This is a genomic window from Streptomyces sp. NPDC021020 (assembly GCF_044333285.1).
Lineage (GTDB): Bacteria > Actinomycetota > Actinomycetes > Streptomycetales > Streptomycetaceae > Actinacidiphila.
Map to the genome: position 1 here is coordinate 630,694 of NZ_JBIRQQ010000004.1, position 23,009 is coordinate 653,702.

General features: G+C 73.9%; 23 protein-coding genes. 17 read left to right on the forward strand and 6 right to left on the reverse strand.

Annotation, left to right across the window (positions count from 1 at the left end; translation table 11 throughout):
- Window positions 1-92 precede the first annotated feature (92 nt).
- On the reverse strand, window positions 93-311 hold the full coding sequence (locus tag ACH4SL_RS14495; RefSeq protein ID WP_398186844.1) for a hypothetical protein: 219 nt from the start codon (window positions 309-311) through the stop codon (window positions 93-95).
- Window positions 312-344: 33 nt separating this feature from the next.
- The gene (cofC, locus tag ACH4SL_RS14500) at window positions 345-998 is read right to left on the reverse strand and encodes a 2-phospho-L-lactate guanylyltransferase (RefSeq protein WP_398445061.1); all 654 of its coding nucleotides are present in this window, start codon (window positions 996-998) and stop codon (window positions 345-347) included.
- Window positions 999-1,111: 113 nt separating this feature from the next.
- Here cofC and ACH4SL_RS14505 point away from each other — a divergent pair, with 113 nt between their 5' ends.
- The 3 genes from ACH4SL_RS14505 to ACH4SL_RS14515 are packed head-to-tail and all read left to right on the forward strand — an operon-like array spanning window position 1,112 to window position 4,035.
- The gene (locus tag ACH4SL_RS14505) at window positions 1,112-1,834 is read left to right on the forward strand and encodes a lysophospholipid acyltransferase family protein (protein ID WP_398445063.1); all 723 of its coding nucleotides are present in this window, start codon (window positions 1,112-1,114) and stop codon (window positions 1,832-1,834) included.
- Complete coding sequence (locus ACH4SL_RS14510) at window positions 1,831-2,832, forward strand: NAD(P)H-dependent glycerol-3-phosphate dehydrogenase (protein WP_398445065.1); 1,002 nt, start codon at window positions 1,831-1,833, stop codon at window positions 2,830-2,832. The genes ACH4SL_RS14505 and ACH4SL_RS14510 overlap by 4 nt, the downstream gene beginning before the upstream one ends.
- A 12-nt stretch (window positions 2,833-2,844) precedes the next feature.
- Window positions 2,845-4,035 carry a D-alanine--D-alanine ligase family protein gene (locus ACH4SL_RS14515; RefSeq protein ID WP_398445067.1) on the forward strand — a complete coding sequence of 397 codons (1,191 nt, stop codon included), beginning with the start codon at window positions 2,845-2,847 and terminating at the stop codon, window positions 4,033-4,035.
- A 66-nt stretch (window positions 4,036-4,101) separates the two neighbouring features.
- On the opposite strand, the gene ACH4SL_RS14520 is transcribed toward ACH4SL_RS14515, so the two are convergent.
- Together ACH4SL_RS14520 and ACH4SL_RS14525 are read right to left on the reverse strand one after the other, a co-directional pair.
- A complete protein-coding gene (locus ACH4SL_RS14520) occupies window positions 4,102-4,587 on the reverse strand; it encodes a DUF3515 domain-containing protein (RefSeq protein ID WP_398445069.1) in 486 nt (161 codons plus the stop codon).
- 19 nt (window positions 4,588-4,606) lie between these two features.
- Window positions 4,607-4,840: an Lrp/AsnC family transcriptional regulator gene (locus ACH4SL_RS14525; protein ID WP_205043521.1), complete on the reverse strand. Its 234-nt coding sequence runs from the start codon at window positions 4,838-4,840 to the stop codon at window positions 4,607-4,609.
- Window positions 4,841-5,016: 176 nt separating this feature from the next.
- On the opposite strand from ACH4SL_RS14525, the gene ACH4SL_RS14530 reads away from it, so the two are divergent.
- Window positions 5,017-5,982, forward strand: a complete 966-nt coding sequence (locus tag ACH4SL_RS14530; protein WP_398445071.1) for a thiamine-phosphate kinase — start codon at window positions 5,017-5,019, stop codon at window positions 5,980-5,982.
- Window positions 5,979-6,797, forward strand: coding sequence for a bifunctional hydroxymethylpyrimidine kinase/phosphomethylpyrimidine kinase (gene thiD / locus ACH4SL_RS14535; protein ID WP_398445074.1), 819 nt, complete (start codon window positions 5,979-5,981; stop codon window positions 6,795-6,797). Before ACH4SL_RS14530 ends, thiD begins: the two co-directional genes overlap by 4 nt.
- Window positions 6,798-6,904: 107 nt before the next feature.
- Here the strand turns inward: thiD and rpmB are convergent, their stop codons facing one another.
- The gene (rpmB, locus tag ACH4SL_RS14540) at window positions 6,905-7,090 is read right to left on the reverse strand and encodes a 50S ribosomal protein L28 (RefSeq protein WP_033173090.1); all 186 of its coding nucleotides are present in this window, start codon (window positions 7,088-7,090) and stop codon (window positions 6,905-6,907) included.
- 613 nt (window positions 7,091-7,703) lie between these two features.
- Here rpmB and ACH4SL_RS14545 point away from each other — a divergent pair.
- The 9 genes from ACH4SL_RS14545 to mutM all read left to right on the forward strand — a co-directional run bounded on the left by ACH4SL_RS14545 (window position 7,704) and on the right by mutM (window position 17,232).
- Complete coding sequence (locus ACH4SL_RS14545) at window positions 7,704-9,698, forward strand: DAK2 domain-containing protein (RefSeq protein WP_398445076.1); 1,995 nt, start codon at window positions 7,704-7,706, stop codon at window positions 9,696-9,698.
- Between the two features lie 63 nt (window positions 9,699-9,761).
- The gene (gene recG / locus ACH4SL_RS14550) at window positions 9,762-12,011 is read left to right on the forward strand and encodes an ATP-dependent DNA helicase RecG (RefSeq protein ID WP_398445078.1); all 2,250 of its coding nucleotides are present in this window, start codon (window positions 9,762-9,764) and stop codon (window positions 12,009-12,011) included.
- Between the two features lie 48 nt (window positions 12,012-12,059).
- On the forward strand, window positions 12,060-12,638 hold the full coding sequence (rsmD, locus tag ACH4SL_RS14555) for a 16S rRNA (guanine(966)-N(2))-methyltransferase RsmD (RefSeq protein ID WP_398445081.1): 579 nt from the start codon (window positions 12,060-12,062) through the stop codon (window positions 12,636-12,638).
- A 28-nt stretch (window positions 12,639-12,666) separates the two neighbouring features.
- Entirely contained in the window at window positions 12,667-13,146 is a 480-nt protein-coding gene (gene coaD / locus ACH4SL_RS14560; RefSeq protein WP_398445083.1) for a pantetheine-phosphate adenylyltransferase, read from the forward strand.
- A 9-nt stretch (window positions 13,147-13,155) separates the two neighbouring features.
- Window positions 13,156-14,313 carry a cell division initiation protein gene (locus tag ACH4SL_RS14565; RefSeq protein WP_398445085.1) on the forward strand — a complete coding sequence of 386 codons (1,158 nt, stop codon included), beginning with the start codon at window positions 13,156-13,158 and terminating at the stop codon, window positions 14,311-14,313.
- A gap of 185 nt (window positions 14,314-14,498) precedes the next feature.
- Entirely contained in the window at window positions 14,499-15,107 is a 609-nt protein-coding gene (locus tag ACH4SL_RS14570) for a YceD family protein (RefSeq protein ID WP_398445087.1), read from the forward strand.
- A gap of 2 nt (window positions 15,108-15,109) precedes the next feature.
- A complete protein-coding gene (rpmF, locus tag ACH4SL_RS14575) occupies window positions 15,110-15,283 on the forward strand; it encodes a 50S ribosomal protein L32 (RefSeq protein ID WP_073500419.1) in 174 nt (57 codons plus the stop codon).
- Between the two features lie 19 nt (window positions 15,284-15,302).
- Window positions 15,303-16,070 carry a ribonuclease III gene (gene rnc / locus ACH4SL_RS14580; RefSeq protein WP_398445090.1) on the forward strand — a complete coding sequence of 256 codons (768 nt, stop codon included), beginning with the start codon at window positions 15,303-15,305 and terminating at the stop codon, window positions 16,068-16,070.
- 298 nt (window positions 16,071-16,368) lie between these two features.
- On the forward strand, window positions 16,369-17,232 hold the full coding sequence (gene mutM / locus ACH4SL_RS14585) for a bifunctional DNA-formamidopyrimidine glycosylase/DNA-(apurinic or apyrimidinic site) lyase (RefSeq protein ID WP_398445092.1): 864 nt from the start codon (window positions 16,369-16,371) through the stop codon (window positions 17,230-17,232).
- Window positions 17,233-17,251: 19 nt separating this feature from the next.
- Here the strand turns inward: mutM and ACH4SL_RS14590 are convergent, their stop codons facing one another.
- Window positions 17,252-18,115, reverse strand: coding sequence for a CAP domain-containing protein (locus tag ACH4SL_RS14590; protein WP_398445094.1), 864 nt, complete (start codon window positions 18,113-18,115; stop codon window positions 17,252-17,254).
- Between the two features lie 147 nt (window positions 18,116-18,262).
- Between ACH4SL_RS14590 and ACH4SL_RS14595 the strand changes: the two genes are divergently transcribed.
- From ACH4SL_RS14595 to smc, 3 genes are all read left to right on the forward strand, one after another.
- Window positions 18,263-18,544 (forward strand): acylphosphatase, encoded by a 282-nt coding sequence (locus ACH4SL_RS14595; protein WP_398445097.1) that lies wholly within the window; start codon window positions 18,263-18,265, stop codon window positions 18,542-18,544.
- Window positions 18,545-18,901: 357 nt separating this feature from the next.
- Entirely contained in the window at window positions 18,902-19,102 is a 201-nt protein-coding gene (locus tag ACH4SL_RS14600; RefSeq protein WP_398445099.1) for a hypothetical protein, read from the forward strand.
- 220 nt (window positions 19,103-19,322) lie between these two features.
- Entirely contained in the window at window positions 19,323-22,898 is a 3,576-nt protein-coding gene (gene smc, locus ACH4SL_RS14605) for a chromosome segregation protein SMC (RefSeq protein WP_398445101.1), read from the forward strand.
- The last annotated feature ends 111 nt before the right edge of the window (window positions 22,899-23,009 follow it).

Sequence of the window (23,009 nt, forward strand, 5' to 3'; positions counted from 1 at the left end):
CCACGCGCCCATACCGGCCGGTGCCCGCGTCCCGCGCCGGCCCACGGCGCCCTTCCCGGCCCGCCCGGCCGGTGCCCGCGTTCCGCGCCGGACTACGCGCCCGGGTCCGGATACGTCTGCAGCGTCACGAAGACCACCCGCCGCGCCGCGCCCTCGCCCTCGGTGCGGATCCGCACCCGCTGGCCCGCGCGCAGCAGCCGCAGGCCGCCCGCGTCGAAGGCCGCCGCGTCGAAGGGCACCGGCGTCCCGTCGTCCAGCAGCACGCTGCCCTCGCGGGTGCCGGGGTCAAAGGTGAACGCGGTGGCTTGCATGGCCGCAAGCCTACGGGGTGCGCCGGGCCCCGCTCATGCCGTGCGGGCCGGGAAGAGCGCGGCGGTGCGCGGCCCCAGGCCGAGCGCGCGGGCCGCCTCCAGGTCGGCGCCGGTGTCGACGTCCTGCCGTACCGACGGCACCGCGGGCAGCGTGATCTCCCGCGCGCCCGACGCCAGGTGGCGGGCCCGGGAGGCGCCGCCGAAGCCGGGGGAGAGCGGCACACCCGGCGACGCGGTCAGCAAGGTTGTCCCCACACCCGCCGCATCGGCCAGGAAAGCCCGCCCAGGCCGCCCCGCGGCCTCCGCCAGCACATCGGCCAGCTCCGCGGGCCGCAAGGCCGGGAGATCGCCGTTGAGCGCGCCGACCGCCGCGCCGGGCACCCGGTCGCGCACCCGCTCGGCGCCGTGGCGCAGCGCCGCGTTGAGCCCCGCCGCCGGGAGGTCGGGCAGGACGTACGCGCCCAGCGTGGCCGCCTCCGTACCCGCCAGCGGGTCGTCGGTGACCACCGTGACGTCCGCCACGCGCGGGCAGGCCAGCGCCGCCGCGACCGTGTCGAGGACGAAGGCCAGCGCGAGCACCGGGCGCCCGGGCCCCGGAGCGCCCGCGAGCCGGCTCTTGGCCGCCGCGAGCGGTTTGAGCGGCACGACCAGCGACCACCGCCGCGTCACATCCACCGGACCATCCACCGCACCATTGTCACCGAGTGCCAGAGGCGCCCCGCGTCCGCCGCGGCCCTGGCGTTAGTCTCTGGTAGCCGCGATGCTGAGCGGCAGCGCCACCGCAACGTAGAGGAGTCCGGGTGTCTGGCCGCAGAATCGGTTTCTGGTACCGCCTGGCGGCCGTCATCGTGAAACCGCCGCTCATTGCGCTGTTCAAGCGGGATTGGCGCGGAATGGAGCACATTCCGGCCGACGGCGGATTCATCACGGCCGTCAACCACAACTCGTATCTCGACCCGCTGTCGTACGCGCATTACCAGTACAACACCGGGCGGGTACCGCGCTTCCTGGCCAAGGCCGCGCTGTTCAAGCCGAAGTTCGTCGGGTCGGTGCTGCGCGGCACCGGGCAGATCCCGGTGTTCCGGGACAGCTCGGACGCCGCCAACGCCTTCCGGGCCGCCGTCGCGGCGATCGAGAAGGGCGAATGCGTCGCCTTCTACCCCGAGGGCACCCTCACCCGCGACCCCGACCAGTGGCCGATGATCGCCAAGACCGGCATCGCCCGCGTCGCGCTCATCACCAAGGCCCCGGTCGTCCCGGTCGCCCAGTGGGGCGCCAACGAGGCCATGCCGCCGTACGCCAAGGACAAGAAGATCCGGCTCTTCCCGCGCAAGACGCTGCGGGTGCTCGCCGGACCGCCCGTCGACCTCTCGGCGTACTACTCCCAGGAGCCCACCGCCGAGGTGCTGCGCGAGGTCACCGCGGTCATCATGCGCGCAGTGACCGAACTCCTCGCCGAGGTGCGCGGCGAGCCCGCCCCCGCGGGGCTGTTCGACCCGCGCGCGGCACGGGAGGGCAAGTGACGGCACGCTGCGCGGTCTTCGGCACCGGCTCGTGGGGCACGGCCTTCGCCATGGTGCTGGCCGACGCCGGGTGCGAGGTGTCGCTGTGGGGCCGCAGGGCGTCCGTCGCCGACACCATCAACACCACGCGGCACAACCCCGACTACCACCCCGGGCTCGAACTGCCCGCCGCCGTCACGGCCACCGCGGACGCCGCCGAGGCCGCGCGGGACGCGGACATGGTCTTCCTCACCGTGCCCTCGCAGACGCTGCGCGGCAACCTGGCCGAGTGGGCGCCGCTGCTGCGCCCCGACGCGGTGCTGGTCAGCCTGATGAAGGGCATCGAACTCGGCACCGCCAAGCGGATGAGCGAGGTCATCGAGGAGGTCGCCAAGGCGGGCCCGGAGCGCGTCGCGGTGCTCTCCGGCCCCAACCTCGCGCCGGAGATCGTCCAGCGGCAGCCCGCCGCGTCCGTCGTCGCCTGCGCGGACGACGCCGTGGCCCGGCGGATCCAGGCCACCTGCCTCACCGGCTACTTCCGGCCCTACACCAACACCGACGTGGTCGGCTGCGAGCTGGGCGGCGCGGTCAAGAACGTCATCGGGCTCGCGGTCGGCATCGCCGACGGCATGGGGCTGGGCGACAACACCAAGGCCTCGCTCATCACCCGGGGCCTTGCCGAGACCACCCGGCTGGGCCTGGCGATGGGCGCCGACGCCCTCACCTTCGCCGGGCTCGCCGGCATGGGCGACCTGGTGGCCACCTGCTCCTCGCCGCTGTCGCGCAACCACACCTTCGGCACCAACCTCGGCCGCGGCATGAGCCTCGCCGAGACCATCGCGGTCACCCCGCAGACCGCGGAGGGCGTCAAATCCTGCGAGTCGGTGGCCGAACTCGCGCGCCGCCACGGCGTGGACATGCCGATCACGGAGACCGTGGTCGATATCGTGCACAACGGAAAGCCGCCGGTCGTGGCCGTGCGGGAATTGATGTCACGGTCCGCGAAGTCCGAAAGGTAAGGTCGACGCGACATGACCAACCTGCCTTCACCCCACAGCCAGAGCCCGGACGCCGCCGCCCCCGCGGCCCCGTCCTCGGGCGGATACACCCGCAAGCCCCGTGTCGCCGTCGTCTTCGGGGGCCGCAGCTCCGAGCACGGCGTCTCGGTGGTGACCGCGGCGAGCCTGCTGCGCGCCATCGACCGCGGCAAGTACGACGTCCTGCCGATCGGCATCACCGGTGAGGGCCGCTGGGCCCTCACCGCCGACGAGCCGGACCGGATGGCCATCGCCGACCGCACCATGCCCACCGTGGAGCAGGTCACCGACCACGAGGGCGCCGTCGTGCTGCCCGTCGACCCGGCCAACCGCGAGGTCGTCTACACCGAGGCGGGCGCGGTGCCCAAGGCGCTCGGCGAGGTCGACGTCGTCTTCCCGCTGCTGCACGGCCCGTACGGCGAGGACGGCACGCTCCAGGGCCTGCTGGAACTGTCCGGTGTGCCGTACGTCGGCGCCGGCGTCCTGTCCTCGGCCATCGGCATGGACAAGGAGTACATGAAGCGGATCTTCACCTCGTTCGGGCTGGCCGTCGGCCCGTACACGGTGATCCGCCCGCGCGACTGGGAGCGGGACCGGGGCGCCGCGCGCGACCGCGTCCTGGCCTTCGCCGCCGAGCACGGCTGGCCGCTCTTCGTGAAGCCCGCCCGCGGCGGCTCCTCCTTCGGCATCAGCAAGGTCGAAGGACCCGAGGGGCTGGACGCCGCCATCGCCGAGGCCCGCCGGCACGACCCGAAGGTCGTCGTGGAGGCGCTGGTGCGCGGCCGCGAGATCGAGTGCGGGGTGCTGGAGTTCGAGGACGGGCCGCGCGCGTCGGTGCCCGCCGAGATCCCGCCGGTCACCGAGCACGCCTTCTACGACTTCGAGGCGAAGTACATCGACTCCGCCGAGGGGATCGTGCCCGCGCCGCTCACCCCCGAGCAGACCGCGCAGGTGCAGCGGCTGGCGGTCGCGGCGTTCGAGGCCGCGTCGTGCGAGGGCCTGGTGCGCGCCGACTTCTTCCTGGCGGAGGACGGCGAGTTCGTGATCAACGAGATCAACACCATGCCGGGCTTCACGCCCATCTCGATGTATCCGCGGATGTGGCAGGAGAGCGGTGTGGAATACCCCGAGCTGGTCGACCGGCTCATCGAGGCCGCGCTGCGCCGCTCCACCGGCCTGCGCTGAGCCTGCGGAACCGCGGAAACGTCCCTGCGGAACCGCCGCCGCACCGGCGGCCGTCCCGCGGGGACGTCACAGCGCAGAGGGGACGGCCCGCTTCACCGCACCGGCGAGGTCGGTGAGCGGGCCGACGTCCGCCGCGTACTCCTTCGGCAGCGTCACCTCGACGTACGCCTTGCGGTACGTCGTGGTCAGGCGCAGCGCGCCGTCCGCGACATGCTCGACCGACCACCCCACCTGGTCCACGTCGACGCCGTCGGCCGACGGATCGTCGTCCACGGCGGGCCGCGGCACCCCGCAGCGCAGCACGATCGCCGGATCACCCCACCCGGCGGTCAGATCGGACTGCGGCTTGAGATCATGCCGGGAGAGCCCGCCGACACGCTGGGGCAGAACGTCGTGCAGCGCGCGGCAGTAGCTCGACGTGACTGCGTCAGGAACCGGCACGGCGACCGTACCGTCACCGTTACCGGAGACGGCGAAACCGTACGCCGCCGCCGCGGACAGGCATGCGAGGGCGGCGACGTTGATGAGGACGACCCGGTGGAACAGCGTCACCGGGCGAGCATATCGGGGGCTAGATATGGACCACGGGGCAGGTGAGGGTGCGGGTGATGCCGTCCACTTGCTGGACTCTGGCCACCACCATGCGGCCCAGCTCGTCGACCGTGTCCGCCTGGGCCCGGACGATCACGTCATAGGGTCCGGTGACGTCTTCGGCCTGGATGACGCCGTCGATCTTGGAGATCACCTCCGCTACTGCCGAGGCCTTTCCGACCTCGGTCTGGATCAGGATGTAGGCCTGTACCACGGAACCTCCAGGGCGGCTACGAGGATCATGTGGGAAGGGGGACGCCACGTTATCGCGTCGTCGCGCACGGCGGGGAGACCCGCGCGGTACCTGACCCCCGTATTGACGCCGAGAACGCCGATTGACGCCGATGCGTGCCGTGTCACGCGACCGGAAGAACCAGAGGGGACGGAAAGATGAAGGGCACTGTGGGGGAGCTGGGGGAGTTCGGGCTCATCAGGGAGCTGACCTCACGCCTCACCTCGACCCCGGCCGTGAAGATCGGCCCGGGCGACGACGCCGCCGTGGTCGCCGCACCCGACCGCCGAGTGGTGGCCACCACCGACCTGCTCATCGAGGGCCGGCACTTCCGCCGCGACTGGTCCACCGCCTACGACGTGGGCCGCAAGGCCGCCGCGCAGAACCTCGCGGACATCGCCGCCATGGGCGCCGTCCCGACGGCGGTGCTGCTCGGCCTCGTCGTGCCCGTCGAACTGCCCGCGACCTGGCCGGTGGAGCTGATGGACGGCATCCGTGACGAGTGCCAGGTGGCCGGCGCCGCCGTCGTCGGCGGGGACGTCGTCCGCGGCGACACCATCACGGTCGCCGTCACCGCGCTGGGTGACCTGCGCAACCGCGCCGCCGTCACCCGTTCGGGGGCCCGTCCCGGCGACGTCGTCGCCGTCACCGGGTGGCTCGGCTGGTCCGCGGCCGGACTCGCCGTCCTCTCCCGCGGCTTCCGCTCCCCCCGCGCCTTCGTCGAGGCCCACCGCCGGCCCGAGCCGCCGTACCACGCGGGACCGGCGGCCGCCGAGCTGGGCGCCACCGCCATGACCGACGTCAGCGACGGCCTGGTCGCCGACCTCGGCCACATCGCCGTCGCCAGCGGCGCCGACATCGACCTGCGCTCCGCCGCCGTCGACGTCCCGGCGCAGATGACCGACATCGGGCAGGCCGTCGGCGTCGACCCGCTGCACTGGGTCCTCACCGGCGGCGAGGACCACGCCATCGTCGCGACCTTCCCGCCCGACGTGAAGCTCCCCGCCCGCTGGCGCGTCATCGGCTCGGTCAGCGCCCCCTCCGGACGCGCCCCGCAGGTCACCGTGGACGGCGCGCCCTGGGAGAAGGCGGGCGGCTGGGACCACTTCGGCCCGGACGCGTGACGGGGGTGGACGCGCCCGCGCCCGTACGGGTGCTCTCCGTCGCCGGATCCGACTCCGGCGGCGGGGCCGGCGTCCAGGCCGACCTCAGGACCGCGACCGCGCTCGGCGCGCACGCCATGACCGTCGTCACCGCGGTGACCGCGCAGAACTCGCACGGTGTGCACGGCACCTGGGAGCTGCCGCCGGACGCGGTGCGCGCGCAATTCCGCGCGGTCGTGGACGACATCGGGGCGCAGGCCGTCAAGACCGGCATGCTCGGCTCCGCGGAGATGGCCGGCACCGTCGCCGACCTGCTCCGGGACGTCGCGGTGCCGGTCGTCGTCGACCCGGTCGGCGTCTCCAGCCACGGCGAGGCGCTGCTGCACGAGGACGCGACCGCTGTCGTACGCGACCGGCTGCTGCCGCTCGCGACCGTCGTCACGCCCAACCTCGACGAGGTCGAGCGGCTCACCGGCGTCGTCGTCACGGACGAGGACGGCATGCGCGCCGCCGCCCGCGCCGTCCTCGCCCTCGGCCCGCGCTGGGTGCTCGTCAAGGGCGGCCACCTGCCCGCCGCCGACGCCCCCGACCTGCTCTCCGACGGCCGCACCGACCACTGGTTCCGCGCCCCGCGCCACCCCGGCGCGCACACCCACGGCACCGGCTGCACCCTCGCCACCGCCCTGGCCACCCATCTCGCCCTCGGCCGCCCCGTCCCCGAGGCCGCCGCGCTGGCCAAGGCCTTCGTGACCGCCGCCATCGCCGCGGGCTACCCGCTGGGCACGGGCACGGGGCCGGTGAACCCGGCGTTCCGGACGCGGGGCGGAGGAGGGTAGGGCACGCAAAAAGCCGGCTCACACGAGGTGAGCCGGCTTCGCGAAGCCGGAAGGCCACGCCGCTGCGGTACGACTGCCGCGTATGACACGCGGCAACGGGCCACTCGCTAGCGCGAGACCTTGCCGGCCTTGATGCACGAGGTGCAGACATTGAGCCGCTTCGGCGTCTTCCCCACAACCGCGCGCACCCGCTGGATGTTGGGGTTCCAACGACGCGGGGTACGGCGGTGCGAGTGGGAAATGCTGTTGCCGAAGCCCGGCCCCTTGCCGCAGACGTCGCAGTTGGCAGCCACGGGACACTCCAAAGACTTCAGATGCATTTACGAGGAAAAACCCGGGAGAACCCCAGGCAACCGGAGCAGCATACAACGCCTGCGCGGCTCCTACGAAATTACCATGCCCCGGGCGGTGAGCTGCCCGCCCGCCCCACGGGGGAGGGCTCGCGGGGCCTCCGCACGTACCCCTCCCGCACCGCGGGAAGGCGCGCGCCGCGAGCAGCGCCGCCGGGTCCGCGGCGGGGGTGGGCCGGCTTTCCGGCGCCGCGGGAGGGTCGGCACCCCTGCCTGTGGGAGCGCGTGCCCGCGCGGGGGCGCGGCCCTCGTGCCTTCCCGCCCCCTCGCCCTCGGGAGTGCACGCCCGCGCGGGGGTGCGGGCCAGACGCCTGCCGCTCGATTGATCGCCTTTCGGGAGCTCGCGCTCGCGCGGGGGCGCGGTGCTTGACGGTCAGGTCGCCGTCGGTCACCAGGCGCAGCGCGCGCCCGCGCGGGGGCGCGGCTGCGGGCGTGACGGGGCAGGGTGCGGATGCTCAGGAGCGCGCGCCCGCGCGGGGGCGCGGCCCGCCGCCGGACCCCGTCGCCCGGGGGGCGGATAGGCTCGGGCGCACTTGTCGCGCTCGCAGGAGGATCCGTGCCGCCCTCGCTCGACGCACCCACGGTGCGCACTTGGTGCCGGCTCGCCCTCGCGGCCCTGGGCCGCGCCCGCGAGGAGATCGACGCGATCAACGTCTACCCCGTCGCCGACGGCGACACCGGCACGAACCTCTACCTCACCGTGGAATCCGCCGCCCAGGCCGTGGACGCCGTGTGCGACGCCCACGCCGCCACGGGCCCGGCCGCCGGTCCGTCCCTGACGGAGGCCTTCCGCGCGATGTCGCACGGCGCCCTCATCGGCGCCCGCGGCAATTCCGGCACGATCCTGGCGCAGCTGCTGCGCGGCATGAACGAGTCGCTCGCCGCGGACCCGGCGCCGCAGCCGGACGCCGCCGCCCTGTGCCGGGCCCTGCGGACGGCCGCGGACTCCGCGTACGAGGCGGTGGCCCACCCGGCGGAGGGCACGATGCTCACCGTCGCCGCGGCCGCGGCGACGGCGGCGCAGACCGCGCTGGCCGCGGCGACGCCCACCGACGCACGCCCGGCCGGGGAGCCGGGTGCCGGGTCGGCGCGGGGGGCCGTGGGCGAGCCGCGTACCGCGTCCGCACAGGGTCCGGATGAGCCGGGTGCTGCGTCCGCGCTGGGTCGGGATGAGCCCCGTGCCGCGTCCGCGCAGGGTCGGGATGAGCCCCGTACTGGGTTGGTGCGGGGGGCCGTGGACGAGCCCCGTACCGCGTCCGCGCAGGATCCGGATGAGCCCCGTACCGCGTCCGCACCGGGTTCGGACGAGCCCCGTACCGCGTCCGCGACCGGCGCCCCGCGCCCCGGGGCCGCCGTTCCCGGCGGGGCCCTTGCGCAGGGCGGGGTCGCCGCCGGCGATCTCGGCGTGGTCGTACGGGCCGCGCAGCGCGGGGCCCGGGAGGCGCTCGCCGCGACGACCGGGCAGCTCGGGGTGCTGCGCGAGGCCGGGGTCGTGGACGCGGGCGGGCTCGGGCTCGTCGCCGTGCTGGGGGCGCTGGCCGACGCCGTGACCGGGGAGGCGCCGCGGCGCCACGAGGCCGCGGGCGGCGCCGCCCGGCCCGCCGTGGTGCACTCCTGCTCCGAGGGGGACGCGGCGCCGGGCGGGCCGGCCTTCGAGGTGATCTACCTCCTGGAGGCGCCGGCCGCCGCGGTCCCGCCGCTGCGGGCCCGGCTGGACGGGCTCGGGGACTCCCTCGTCGTCGTCGGCGGCGACGGGCTGTGGAACGTCCATGTGCACGTCGACGACGTGGGCGCGGCCATCGAGGCCGGTATCGAGGCGGGCCGCCCGCACCGCATCCGCGTCACCCACTTCGGCGCCCAGACGCGCCGCACACCCGGCGACCGCGAGCGCGAGCGCGCGGTGGTCGCGCTGGTGCGCGGCGAGGGCATGGCGGCGCTGTGCGAGCAGGCGGGCGCGGTCGTGGTCGCGCTGGGCCCGGGGGAGGCGCCGGCCAGCGGCGAGATCTCCGCGGCGGTCCGGCGTACGGGCGCCCGCGAGGTCATCCTGCTGCCCAACGGCGCCGAGCTGCGCCCCGCGGCCGGCGCGGCCGCCGCGCAGGCCCGCGCGGACGGCGTGCGCGTCGCCCTCATCCCGACCCGCTCCGCGGTGCAGGGCATCGCGGCGCTCGCCGTCCACGAGCCGTCCCGCCGCTTCGACGAGGACGTGGTGGCGATGACGTCCGCCGCGGGCGCCACCCGCTACGCAGAACTGGCCGTCGCCGAGCACGAGTCGTGGACGATGGCCGGCGTCTGCCAGGCCGGCGACGTCCTGGGCCTGATCGACGGCGACGTGGCGGTGATCGGTGCGGACGTCGCCGAGACGGCCGCGCGCGTACTGGACCGGATGCTCGCGGCCGGCGGCGAGATGGTCACCCTCGTACTCGGCGCGACCGCCCCCGCGGGCCTCGCGCCCCGGCTGGAGGCCCACGTCCGCGACACCCACCTCGCGGTGGACACCGTCACGTACGAGGGCGGCCAGCCGTCCTGCCCCCTGCTGATCGGCGTGGAGTAGCGCCGCGCCCGTACGCGGGCGGCGGGGCCCCGGTTGTCGGTGGGGTGCGCGAGGATGGGGGCGATGACCGGAAATCCGTTGGACGAACCGCTGCACAAGCTCGTCGGGGACCGCACCGCCAAGGTGCTCGGCGAGCACCTCGACCTGCACACCACCGGTGACCTGCTGCACCACTACCCGCGGCGGTACGCCGAGCGCGGTGAGCTGACGCGGCTCGCCGACCTGCCGGTGGACGAGTACGTGACGGTGGTCGCGCAAATCGCCAAGGCCGACAAGCGGACGTACGGCGGCGGTTCCGGTGTGCGCCTGGAGGTCGTCGTCACCGACGGCAGCGGCTCCCTCACGCTGGTCTTCTTCAGCAAGGCCGCCCACGCCCACGCGCACCGCCTGATCCCCGGCCGCCGCGGGATGTTCTCCGGCAAGGTGTCGGTCTTCAACCGCGTCCGGCAGCTCGCGCACCCCGACTACCAGCTGCTGGACGCCGACGAGGACGGCAAGCAGGCCGCCGACGCCTTCGCGGGCCGCCGTATCCCGCTCTACCCGGCCTGCAAGCAGATCACCTCGTGGAAGATCGCCCAGGCCGTCGAGACGGCGCTGAACTCACTGGAGGCCACCGGCTGGGCGGGCGTCGGCGACCCGCTGCCCGAGCAGCTGCGCGCCGACCGCGGCCTGGTGGCCCTGCCGGAGGCGCTGCTGAAGGTGCACCGGCCGCGCACGAAGGCCGACGAGGAGACCGCGAAGCAGCGGCTGCGCTGGGACGAGGCCTTCGTGCTCCAGGTCGCGCTGGCCCGGCGCCGGGCCGCCGAGTCCGCGCTGCCCGCGGTGCCGCGCCGGCCGGGCGCCGACGGGCTGCTCGCGGCCTTCGACGCCAAGCTGCCCTTCACCCTCACCGAGGGCCAGCGGGCGGTGTCCGCCGAGATCTTCGCCGACCTCGCCACCGACCACCCCATGCACCGGCTGCTCCAGGGCGAGGTGGGCTCGGGCAAGACCCTGGTGGCACTGCGCGCGATGCTCGGCGTCGTCGACACCGGCGGCCAGGCCGCCATGCTCGCGCCGACCGAGGTGCTGGCCCAGCAGCACCACCGGTCGATCACCGAGATGATGGGCGAGCTGGCCGAATCCGCGGGCATGCTCGGCGGCAGCGACCTGGGCACCAAGGTGGTGCTGCTGACCGGGTCGATGGGTACCGCCGCCCGCCGCCAGGCACTGCTGGACCTGGTGACGGGCGAGGCGGGCCTCGTCGTCGGCACGCACGCGCTGATCGAGGACAAGGTCAAATTCCACGACCTGGGCCTCGTCGTGGTGGACGAGCAGCACCGCTTCGGCGTGGAGCAGCGCGACGCGCTGCGCGCGAAGGCCCCCGAGCCGCCGCACTTGCTGGTGATGACGGCGACCCCGATCCCGCGCACGGTCGCGATGACGGTCTTCGGCGACCTGGAGACCTCCGTCCTCGACCAGCTCCCGGCCGGCCGCTCGCCGATCGCCACCCATGTCGTACCCGCGGCGGAGAAGCCGCACTTCCTCAGCCGGGCGTGGGAGCGGGTGCGCGAGGAGGTCGAGGGCGGCCACCAGGCGTACGTGGTGTGCCCGCGGATCGGCGACGACGAGGAGCCGCCGGGCGCCGCGGGGAAGGGCAAGGGCGCGAAGAAGCCCGCCAAGACCGCCAAGCCCGACAAGGACGCCGACGACGCCGACCGGCGCCCGCCGCTGGCCGTCCTGGACGTCGCGGAGCAGCTCGCGGCCGGCCCGCTGAGCGGCCTGCGCGTCGGGGTGCTGCACGGCAGGCTGGCGCCGGACGTCAAGGACGACGTGATGCGCCGCTTCGCCGCCGCCGAGCTGGACGTCCTGGTGGCCACGACCGTCATCGAGGTGGGTGTCAACGTGCCGAACGCGACCGCGATGGTGATCATGGACGCCGACCGCTTCGGCGTCTCGCAGCTGCACCAGCTGCGCGGCCGGGTCGGCCGCGGCAGCGCCGCGGGGCTGTGCCTGCTGGTCTCGGAGGCGCACGAGGCGAGCCCGGCGCGCGGCCGGTTGGACGCGGTGGCCGCCACGCTGGACGGCTTCGAGCTGTCCGAGATCGACCTCCAGCAGCGCCGCGAGGGCGATGTGCTGGGCCAGGCGCAGTCCGGCAGCCGCTCCTCGCTGCGGATGCTCACGGTGATCGGCGACCGGGAGATCATCGAGGAGGCCCGGCAGGAGGCCGTCGCGGTCGTCGCCGCCGACCCCGGGCTGGCCCGCCACCCCGACCTGCGCAGCGCCCTGGACAGCCTGCTGGACGCCGACCGCGAGCGCTACCTGGACAAGGGCTGAGCCGCGCGGTCCCGCGGCGCCGGATAGGGTGCGGAGGGTGAGCAGCTCATGACCCGCGTGATCGCCGGAGCGGCCGGCGGCCGGCGGCTGGCCGTACCGCCGGGCACCGGCACCCGGCCGACCTCGGACCGCGCCAAGGAAGCCCTCTTCTCGACCCTGGAGTCGCTGCGCGGCACCCTCGGCGGTGCCCGCGTGATGGACCTGTACGGCGGCTCGGGCGCGGTCGGCCTCGAAGCGCTCTCCCGCGGCGCCGCGCACGTCCTGCTCGCCGAGTCCGACCCGCAGGCGCTGCGCGCGATCCGGGAGAACGCCGCAACCGTCGGCCTGCCGGGCGCCGAGGTGCGCGCCGGGCGCGCCGAGAAGGTGGCCGCGGGACCACCGCCCGCCGAGCCGTACGACGTGGTCTTCCTGGACCCGCCGTACGACGTGCCGGACGACGAGCTGCGGGAGATCCTGCTCACACTCGACTCCGGCGGCTGGCTCGCCGCCGACACACTGGTCACCGTGGAACGCAGGACCAGGGGCGGCGAATTCGGCTGGCCGGCCGGCTTCGAGGGGCTCCGCTCCCGGCGGTACGGCGAGGCCACTCTTTGGTACGGTCGCGCCGCCCCGGTTACCCACAGGTAACGCCCGTCAGCAGAGCGAGGAGCCTGCCATGCGCCGCGCAGTCTGTCCCGGGTCCTTCGACCCCGTCACCAACGGCCACCTCGACATCATCGCCCGCGCCTCGCGGCTGTACGACGTCGTGCACATCGCCGTGATGATCAACAAGTCCAAGCAGGGCCTCTTCGAGGTCGACGAGCGCATCGCGCTCATCGAGGAGGTCACCGCCGATCTCGACAACGTGGTGGTGGAGTCCTTCCACGGCCTGCTGGTGGACTTCTGCAAGCAGCGCGACATCCCGGCCATCGTCAAGGGCCTGCGGGCGGTCAGCGACTTCGACTACGAGCTGCAGATGGCCCAGATGAACATCGGCCTGTCGGGCGTCGAGACCCTCTTCGTCCCCACCAACCCGGCCTACAGCTTCCTCTCGTCGTCTCTTGTGAAGGAAGTGGCCCAATGGGGCGGGGACATCTCGCACTTGGTGCCAGGTCCGGTCCTGGAGGCACTGAACTCCCGGCTGCGGCAGCGCTAGAGTCGAGACGTGGACGTCCAGAAGAAGCTCGATGAGATCGCGGCCACCGTGGCGAACGCCCGGTCGATGCCGATGTCTGCCTCCTGCGTGCTGAACCGGGCCGAGCTGCTGGCCATGCTCGACGAGCTCGCCGCAGCGCTGCCCGACTCCCTGGCCCAGGCCCAGGACCTGCTCGGCGACCGCGAGCAGATGGTGGAGCAGGCCAGGGGCGAGGCCCAGCGGATCATCGAGCAGGCGCACGCCGAGCGGGGCTCGCTGACCGCCGAGACCGCCGTCGTACGGCAGTCCAGGGACGAGGCGGAGCGCATCCTCGCCGAGGCCCGCCGCGAGGCCGAGGAGATCCGCGCCGAGGCGGACGACTACGTCGACAGCAAGCTCGCCAACTTCGAGGTGGTCCTCACCAAGACCATCGGCTCCGTCGACCGCGGCCGCGAGAAGCTGCTCGGCCGCCGGCCCGGCTACGACGAGGGCTACGAGCAGGAGTACGCCGAGGACGACCCGGAGGCCCCCGAGCGCAGCAGCGACCCCGAGACGCTGCGCCGCCGCGCGGACGACTACGTCGACGCCAAGCTCGGCGCCTTCGAGGCGGTGCTCAGCAAGACCCTGGAGGCCGTCGGCCGCGGCCGGCTCAAGCTCACCGGGCACAACCCCATCGACGACCTGGCCGCCCAGATCGCCGCGGCCGACCGGGAGAGCGGGGAGGACGGCCCGCACCGCCAGTCCGACGCCGACTACCTCGCGGGCCTGGCCGCCCCCGCCGCCGAGCAGGCCGACCTGACCCAGTACGGCTACCGCCCCCAGGAGCCGATGGAGCCGGCCGCCCAGGCCCCGCAGGACCCCGGCTACGGCGGCTACCCGCAGGAGACCTACCAGCAGGGCTATCCGCAGGAGGCCGACGGCTACCCGCAGGAATACGCCCAGCAGGCCGGCTACGCCGACCCGTACGCCCCGCAGCAGGGCTACGGCCAGGAGCAGCAGCAGGGCTACGACTACGGGCAGCAGCCCGACTACGGCAACGGGCAGCAGTACCCGCCGCAGATCCCCTACCAGCAGCAGGGGCAGCAGGGATACCCGCAGGCGCAGCCCGCCGCGCTCGACGAGACCAGCTTCTTCGACACCGGCATGATCGATCTCGACCGGCTGCGCGAGCTGGAGCAGGGGCGCTGACGGAGGGCTGGTGGAAGGCGGAGTACTGCCCCGTTTGGGCGGGAGCGGCGGTTCCAGTATCCTGTCACTTCCAGCCGTGTGAATCGCCGGCGCTTCTGCCTGCCCACCCGCATCCAGCGACCGGGCAGGCGTGACCGAGGAAAGCAGGAGCCCTGAACACCCGCCTTGACCACCGCAAGCCCCTCGTGTTCGACACACACGAGCTGGGCAGGCGTCCGGGCGCGATGAAGAAGGTCGCCCGCTCGGTACCGGCCCCCGCCGACCTCGGGATCCGCGACGTCATCGCCGTGCCCGAGGGCGCGACCATCGAACTGGACCTCCGCCTGGAGTCGGTCATGGAGGGCGTGCTCGTCAGCGGCACCGCCCACGCGACCGCCGAGGGGGAGTGCGTAAGGTGTCTGGAGCCCGTCCGGCGCGAGCTGGACGCGGACATCCAGGAGATGTTCTCCTACCCCGACGCCGACACCAGGACCGCTCGCAGGAGCGAAGCCGGTGCCGACGCCGAGGCCGACGAGGACGACGGAATGCCGGTGCTGGAGGACGAGCTCTTCGACCTCGAACCGGTGCTGCGCGACGCGGTGGTGCTCGCACTGCCGATGCAGCCGGTGTGCCGGGACGACTGCCCGGGGCTGTGCGCCACCTGTGGAGCACGCCTCGCGGACGACCCCGACCACCACCACGAGGCCACCGACATCCGGTGGGCGGCCTTGCAGGATCTGACGCTCGACCCGTCGGATCCGACAATCCAGCAAAACGGTGCCGGAAACGGCTCCGATGACGACCAGGAGAAGTAGCCGTGGCTGTTCCGAAGCGGAAGATGTCGCGCAGCAACACGCGTCACCGCCGTTCGCAGTGGAAGGCTGCGCCCGTGAGCCTGGTGGCGTGCGAGCGCTGCCACGAGCCGAAGCTGCAGCACATCGCGTGCCCCAACTGCGGCACCTACAACCGCCGTCAGGTTCTCGACGTCTGATCGGCAGGTGACAGGCTTTATGTCAGACGCCTCAGCGCCCCAGCAGGCCGCGAAGGACGCCGCGACGGAAACAGCCTCGTCCCACACGCTTCTGGAAGGGCGGCTCGGGTACCGACTCGAGCCCGCCCTTCTGGTGCGTGCGCTCACCCACCGCTCGTACGCGTACGAGAACGGCGGGCTGCCCACCAACGAGCGGCTGGAGTTCCTCGGGGACTCCGTGCTCGGCCTGGTGGTCACGGACACCCTCTACCGCACCCACCCCGACCTGCCGGAAGGCCAGCTGGCCAAACTGCGGGCCGCGGTGGTCAACTCGCGGGCGCTCGCGGGCGTCAGCCGCGGGCTCGACCTCGGCGCGTTCATCCGCCTGGGTCGTGGCGAAGAGGGAACCGGCGGGCGGGACAAGGCCTCGATCCTCGCGGACACCCTGGAAGCGGTCATCGGCGCCGTCTACCTCGACCGCGGCCTCGACGCCGCCTCCGAGCTGGTCCACCGGCTCTTCGACCCGCTGATCGAGGAGTCCTCCAACCTCGGTGCCGGCCTGGACTGGAAGACCTCCCTCCAGGAGCTGACCGCGAGCGAGAGCCTCGGCGTGCCCGAGTACGTCGTCTCCGAGTCCGGTCCCGACCACGAGAAGACCTTCACGGCTGCCGCCCGCGTCGGTGGTGTCGAGTACGGCACCGGCACCGGCCGCAGCAAGAAGGAAGCGGAGCAGCAGGCGGCCGAGGCCGCCTGGCGCTCCATCCGCAAGACCTCCGCGCCCGCCGCGGGGGGCGTCCCTACCGCGTAGGGGCCTCCTGCTGCGCAGGGCGAGCGTTTTTAGGGGCGCGGGGAACTGCGCGCTCAGCCCCCACCGGGGCGCGGGTCGTCACCGACCCGAAGGGGCAGTTCGGTCCGTACCGGACCACCGGACGGTGGGTGGTTGCTCGCGCAGTTCCTCGCGCCCCCAAACGCTCGCCCGGCGCGGCAGCGCAAAACGCTCGCCCGGCGCGGCAGCGCAAAACGCTCGCCCGGCGCGGCAGCGCAAAACGCTCGCCCGGCGGCGCATCCGCACCCACCGATCCGAGCTCTTCGCAGAAGGGACGCTCATGCCGGAGCTGCCGGAGGTCGAGGTCGTGCGGCGCGGGCTCGCGCGCTGGGCGGCGGGGCGAACCGTCGAGACGGTGAGCGTCCTGCATCCGCGGGCCGTGCGGCGGCACGCGGCGGGGCCCGCGGACTTCGCAGCGGGGCTGCGCGGCGCGGTGCTCGGCGAGCCCCACCGCAGGGGCAAGTACCTGTGGATCCCCCTCCGGCCGGGCACGGCCATGCTCGCCCACCTGGGCATGAGCGGGCAGTTCCTGGTCAAGCCCGCGGGCGCCCCGCCCGAGACGCATCTGCGGGTCCGCTTCACCTTCGCCGACGACCTCGGCACGGAGCTGCGGTTCGTCGACCAGCGCACGTTCGGCGGCCTGTCGGTGCAGCCGGCCGTGCCCGGCGACCCGGAGAGCCTGCCGCAGCCCCTCGCGCACATCGCGCGCGACCCGCTGGACGACGCCTTCGACGAGGACGCCTTCCACGCGGCGCTGCGCCGCAAGCGCACCACGGTCAAGCGCGCGCTGCTCGACCAGAGCCTGATCAGCGGGGTCGGCAACATCTACGCGGACGAGGCCCTCTGGCGCACCCGGCTGCACTACGAGCGGCCGACCGCGACGCTGACCCGCCCCCGTACGGCCGAGCTGGTGCAGCACATCCGCGAGGTGATGGGCGACGCGCTGGCCGCCGGCGGCACGAGCTTCGACAGCATGTACGTCAACGTGAACGGCGAGTCCGGCTGGTTCGACCGCTCGCTGGACGCCTACGGCCAGGAGGACCGGCCCTGCCGCCGCTGCGGCACGCCGATCCGGCGCCGCCCGTGGATGAACCGGTCGAGCTACTTCTGCCCGCACTGCCAGCGCCCGCCGCGCGCGGCGTGACACCGGGCCCGCGGGGCGCTCAGAAGCCGAAGTCCTGGGTCCACCAGGGGCCGCCGGAGCCGAAGTGGACGCCGACGCCGAGCGTCGTGTAGTCGCAGTTCAGGATGTTCGCACGGTGGCCGGGGCTGTTCATCCAGGCGGTCATCACGGCCTCGGCGGTGGCCTGGCCCTTGGCTATGTTCTCGCCGCCCAGGTTGGTGATGCCGCGGGATTTGGCGCGGTCCCAGGGGTCGTCGCCGTCCGGGTCGGTGTGGTCGAAGAAGCCGCGTGCGGCCATGTCGTCGCTGAAGGCCTGCGCGAGGCCGTCCAGCGAGCCGCTGGCGGTGAGCGGCTTGCAGCCGGCGGTGGAGCGCTCCTGGTTGACCAGCGACAGGATCGCGGCCCGGGTCGCGTCGAGCTTGTCCGTGCTCGGCGACGCGTCCGGCGAGGTGGTCGCGGGCGCCGTGCGCACCGGGGTGGTGGGGGCCGCGCTGGTGCGGGTCGGGGTGGGCTTCGCGGTGGTCGCCCGGGTGGTCGGCGTCGCCGTGGGTGTGGCCCGGGTGCCGGTCGCGCTGGGCGAGGGCGTGCCGGAGGCGGCCGGGGTGGTGGTGCCCGGCAGCGGCGAGCCGGTGGCGCTCAGCGGGGAGGGCGAGTCGCTGCCGTCCTGCGCGGGGCGGTCGGGGGCGTCGGCCTGGGCGGTGCCCGCGCCGTCGTCGTAGCCGAGCCGGTCGGCGGCCTGGGACAGCAGCCCGGACGAGCTGACGACCGCGCCGACCGCCAGGGCGGCGGACGTGGTCAGCATCCCGGTGCGCAGCGGGTGGTGCTTGCGCCGCCCGCGGTGACTGCGCGGGGCGGCGGGCTGCTGCGGCGCGGCAGGCTGCGCGTGGCGGCTGTGTCGGCCCACGATTGCGCTCCTCATGCTCCACGGTGCCTCACCCGTTCGAGTGAAGTCCTGCTGCGGGGCGACTGTAGCGAATCGCGCCCGCCGATGCCGTGATGCGGTCGCAAACGGTGGTCCGCCGACCGGACGCGGACCGGATAACGTGCGGGCATGAGCGAAAATGTCCGGCTCACCGCCTGGGTGCGCGGCCGGGTGCAGGGCGTCGGCTTCCGCTGGTGGACACGCGCCACCGCACTGGAGATCGGCGGCCTGTCCGGCTACGCGAGCAATCTCGCCGACGGGCGGGTCCAGGTCGTCGCCGAGGGCGCCCGTGACCAGTGCCAACGCCTGCTCGACTGGCTGGGGGAGGGCGACACGCCCGGAAGGGTCGACGGGGTGACCGAGATCTGGTCGCAGCCGCGCGGCGGGTACGCCGGGTTCGAGATCCGCTGAGCGTTCGGGCCGGCGGATACGGGCGGTACCCGGACGGCCGATGTTTTGCGAAGCCATGTGGATGACCGGTTGCCATATCCCGGATGTCGTGTCAGGCTGCCCCCATCGAGAATGATCTCGACTCCAGGCGGGTGGCCCCCGGCGTGTCTGCGCCGTGTTTTCCGAGGCGGACCCCGCGGCTGGGCTGTGATCGTGTTGACCGTCCACTTATTTGGTGAGACGCTGGAAGCCCAGCGCAACGTGGCTCCATGGAATGCTCACGACGAGCCACGACCTACACCCTGCGCGTGGGCTTCACCCCTCACCCACGACCCAAACCGCTCTCGGTCGGTCACTCAGCGTGGAGGACCTCTCATCATGGCAAAAGCGCTTCTCGGTTACGTCGGCGGCCCCGACCCGCGACTCCTCGCCGAGATGCGAAGGCTGCAGCAGCGCGTTCAGGACCTGGAAGCCGAGCTGGTCAGGATGCAGGCCCGGAATGACGCTCTGACTGTCGCGTCGCACGAAGAGTCGCTGCTCAGCATCGACGTCACTCACGGGGAGCCCGTCCTCGCCTGAGCCGACGTCAGTCTTCGCCGTTGTCACGTCGCGCACCGCGCAGCAAGAGCATTACGGCATCAGCAGTATGCGCACCATTGCAGCATCGCTAAGGGACGCTTCGGCGTCCCTTCGTCGTGGCATTCCCCCCTCTGTCACCGCGTGGTCACCGTCTCTTACCGTCTGATGTGCCCTGCACATTCCCTGGTGAAACCGCAGGCGGCTAGTAGAGTCGGCGGGCGTGCATCTCAAGAGCCTCACGCTGCGCGGCTTCAAGTCCTTCGCCTCGGCGACGACGCTGCGCTTCGAACCCGGAATCACCTGTGTGGTCGGCCCCAACGGATCGGGCAAGTCCAATGTGGTCGACGCGCTGTCGTGGGTCATGGGCGAGCAGGGGGCCAAGTCGCTGCGCGGCGGCAAGATGGAGGACGTCATCTTCGCCGGCACCACCGGGCGCCCCCCGCTCGGCCGCGCCGAGGTGTCGCTGACCATCGACAACACCGACGGCGTGCTCCCCATCGAGTACGCCGAGGTGACGATCACCCGGATCATGTTCCGCAACGGCGGCAGCGAGTACCAGATCAACGGGGACACCTGCCGGCTGCTGGACATCCAGGAGCTGCTGTCGGACTCCGGCATCGGCCGCGAGATGCACGTCATCGTCGGCCAGGGCCAGCTGGACTCCGTGCTGCACGCCGACCCGATGGGCCGCCGGGCCTTCATCGAGGAGGCCGCCGGCGTCCTGAAGCACCGCAAGCGCAAGGAGAAGGCGCTCCGCAAGCTGGACGCCATGCAGGCCAACCTGGCCCGCGTCACCGACCTCACCGGCGAACTGCGCCGCCAGCTCAAACCACTCGGCCGGCAGGCCCAGGTCGCCCGCCGGGCCGCCGTCATCCAGGCCGACCTGCGCGACGCCCGGCTGCGCCTGCTCGCCGACGACCTGGTCACCCTGCGGCAGGCGCTGCGCGCCGAGGTCGCCGACGAGGCCGCCCTCAAGGAACGCCGGGACACCGTCGAGGCCGAGCTCGCCGCCGCCACCCGGCGCGAGGCCCGGCTGGAGGAGCAGGTGCGCGCCCTCACCCCGCGCGTCAACGAGGCGCAGGCCACCTGGTACGAGCTGTCCCAGCTCACCGAGCGGGTAAGGGGCACCGTGGGCCTGGCCGAGCAGCGCCACCGGCACGCCACCGGCCAGCCCGCCGAGGAGCGGCGCGGCCGCGACCCGGAGGACATGGAGCGCGAGGCCGCCCGCATCCGCGAGCAGGAGGCCGAGCTGACCGAGGCGCTGGACGCAGCCCAGCGCGCCCTCGACGACACCGTCGGGCACCGCGCCGAGCTGGAGCGCCGGCTCGCCGAGGAGGAGGCCCGGCTGCGTACCGCCGCCCGGGCCATCGCGGACCGGCGCGAGGGCCTGGCGCGGCTCGGCGGCCAGGTCAACGCCGCCCGCTCGCGCACCGTGTCGGCCGAGGCGGAGATAGAGCGGCTGACGGCGGCCCAGGAGGAGGCCCGCGAGCGCGCCGAGTCCGCGCAGGCCGAGTACGAGGAGCTGGCCGCCCAGGTCGAGGGCCTGGAGGCGGACGACAGCGAGCTGGAGGAGCGCTTCGAGGCCGCGCGCGCCGAGCAGGCCGCCGCCGACGAGGACTTCACCGCCGCCCGCGAGGCCGCCACCGCCGCCGAGCGCCGCCGCGCCGCGGTCGCCGCCCGGCGGGACGCGCTGGAGCCGGCGCTGCGCCGCAAGGACGGCAGCGGTGCGCTGCTCGGCGGCGTCCTGTCGGGGGTGCTGGGCCCGGCCGCCGGGCTGCTGCGGGTCGCGCCGGGCTACGAGGTCCCGGTCGCCGCGGCCCTGGGCGCCGCCGCCGACGCGGTCGCCGTCACGGGGGTCGGCGCCGCCGCGGAGGCGCTGCGGCTGCTGCGCAAGGAGGACGCCGGACGGGCCGCGCTGCTGCTCGCGGGCACCCCGGAGCCCGCGCCGCCCGCCGCCGCGGAACTGCCGGGCGGCGCCCGCCGCGCCGCGGAGCTGGTGACCGCGGGCGACGAACTGGCGGGCGCGGTGCGCACCCTGCTGCGGGAGGTCGTGGTCGTCGGCTCGCTGGAGGAGGCCGAGGCCGTCGTCACCGCCCACCCGGAGCTGACCGCGGTCACCGCGGAGGGCGACCTGCTGTCGGCGCACACCGCGGTCGGCGGCAGCGCCAAGGCCCCCAGCCTGCTGGAGGTGCAGGCGCAGGTGGACGAGGCCGCCGCGGAGCTGGAGCGGCTCGCGGAGGAGTGCGCCGAGCTGGCCGAGCGTCAGGCCGAGGCCAAGGACCGGCGCGCGGTGGCGTCCCGTACCGTCGACGAGCTGGGCCGGCGGCGCCGGGAGGCGGAGAAGGCGAAGTCCTCCGTCGCCCAGCAGCTGGGCCGGCTCGGCGGGCAGGCCAGGGCCGCGGCGGGGGAGGCCGACCGGGCCGCTGTCGCGGTCGGCCGCAGCCGCGAGTCGCTGGCGGCGGCCCGCGAGGAGTTCGAGGAGCTGTCCTACCGGCTCGGCGAGGCGCAGCAGGAGCCCGGCGAGGAGGAGCCGGACACCTCGGGGCGCGACCGGCTCGCCGCCGACGGCGCCAACGCCCGGCAGACCGAGATGGAGGCCCGCCTCCAGCTGCGCACCCACGAGGAGCGGGTCAAGGGACTGGCCGGCCGCGCCGACGGCCTGGACCGCGCCGCCCGCGCCGAGCGCGAGACCCGCGCCCGCGCCGAGCAGCGCCGCCGCCGGCTGGCCTACGAGGCGTCGGTGGCCGCCGCCGTACGGGACGGGGCGCGCGGCCTGCTGGAGTCCGTCCAGGTCTCGCTGGCCAGGGCGGAGGCCGAACGCGCCGCCGCCGAGCAGGCCAGGGCCGAGCGGGAGGCGGAACTGGGGCAGGAGCGGCGCCGCGGGCGGGAGCTGAAGAGCGAGCTGGACAAGCTGACCGGCGACGTCCACAAGGGCGAGGTGCTGGGCGCGGAGAAGCGGCTGCGGATCGAGCAGCTGGAGGCCAAGGCGCTGGAGGAGCACGGCATGGAGCCCGCCGGGCTGGTCGCCGAGTACGGCCCGGACCAGCCCGTACCGCCCTCGCCGCCCGCCGAGGGGGAGGTGCTGCCGGAGGATCCGGCCGACCCGCGCAACCAGCCCCGCCCGTACGTGCGCACCGAGCAGGAGAAGCGGCTGCGGATCGCCGAGAAGGCCTACACCCAGCTGGGCAAGGTCAACCCGCTGGCGCTGGAGGAGTTCGCCGCGCTGGAGGAGCGGCACAAGTTCCTCACCGAGCAGCTGGAGGACCTGCGCAAGACCCGGGCCGACCTGCTGCAGGTGGTCAAGGACGTCGACGAGCGCGTCGAGCAGGTCTTCACCGCCGCCTTCCACGACACCGCCCGGGAGTTCGAGGGCGTCTTCTCCCGGCTCTTCCCCGGCGGCGAGGGCCGGCTGCTGCTGACAGACCCGGACAACATGCTCACCACAGGTGTCGAGGTTGAGGCCAGACCGCCCGGGAAGAAGGTCAAGCGGCTGTCGCTCCTGTCGGGTGGTGAGCGCTCACTGACCGCGGTGGCGATGCTGGTGTCGATCTTCAAGGCGCGCCCCAGCCCGTTCTACGTGATGGACGAGGTCGAGGCCGCCCTGGACGACACGAACTTGCAGCGGTTGATCCGGATCATGCGGGAGCTACAGGAAAGCTCCCAGCTCATCGTCATCACGCACCAGAAGCGGACGATGGAGGTCGCCGACGCGCTCTACGGCGTGTCCATGCAGGGCGACGGCGTGTCCAAGGTGATCAGCCAGCGGCTGCGAGACGGGCAGCGGAAGACCGCCTGACGGCCTACTCCCAGTGGTGGCCGCAGGGGGCTCCGCCAACACTTGAAGCTCCGGTCCCCGGTTCCGGGGGCCGGACGCCGAAGGCGAGGAGATCCTGTGACCACCAGCGCG

Coding starts and splice junctions, on each gene's coding strand:
- ACH4SL_RS14495 (WP_398186844.1), bottom strand. CDS start 311: ATGCAAGCCACCGCGTTCACCTTTGACCCCGGCACCCGCGAGGGCAGC.
- ACH4SL_RS14515 (WP_398445067.1), top strand. CDS start 2,845: ATGACCAACCTGCCTTCACCCCACAGCCAGAGCCCGGACGCCGCCGCC.
- ACH4SL_RS14530 (WP_398445071.1), top strand. CDS start 5,017: ATGAAGGGCACTGTGGGGGAGCTGGGGGAGTTCGGGCTCATCAGGGAG.
- recG (WP_398445078.1), top strand. CDS start 9,762: ATGACCGGAAATCCGTTGGACGAACCGCTGCACAAGCTCGTCGGGGAC.
- rsmD (WP_398445081.1), top strand. CDS start 12,060: ATGACCCGCGTGATCGCCGGAGCGGCCGGCGGCCGGCGGCTGGCCGTA.
- coaD (WP_398445083.1), top strand. CDS start 12,667: ATGCGCCGCGCAGTCTGTCCCGGGTCCTTCGACCCCGTCACCAACGGC.
- rnc (WP_398445090.1), top strand. CDS start 15,303: ATGTCAGACGCCTCAGCGCCCCAGCAGGCCGCGAAGGACGCCGCGACG.
- mutM (WP_398445092.1), top strand. CDS start 16,369: ATGCCGGAGCTGCCGGAGGTCGAGGTCGTGCGGCGCGGGCTCGCGCGC.
- ACH4SL_RS14595 (WP_398445097.1), top strand. CDS start 18,263: ATGAGCGAAAATGTCCGGCTCACCGCCTGGGTGCGCGGCCGGGTGCAG.
- ACH4SL_RS14600 (WP_398445099.1), top strand. CDS start 18,902: ATGGCAAAAGCGCTTCTCGGTTACGTCGGCGGCCCCGACCCGCGACTC.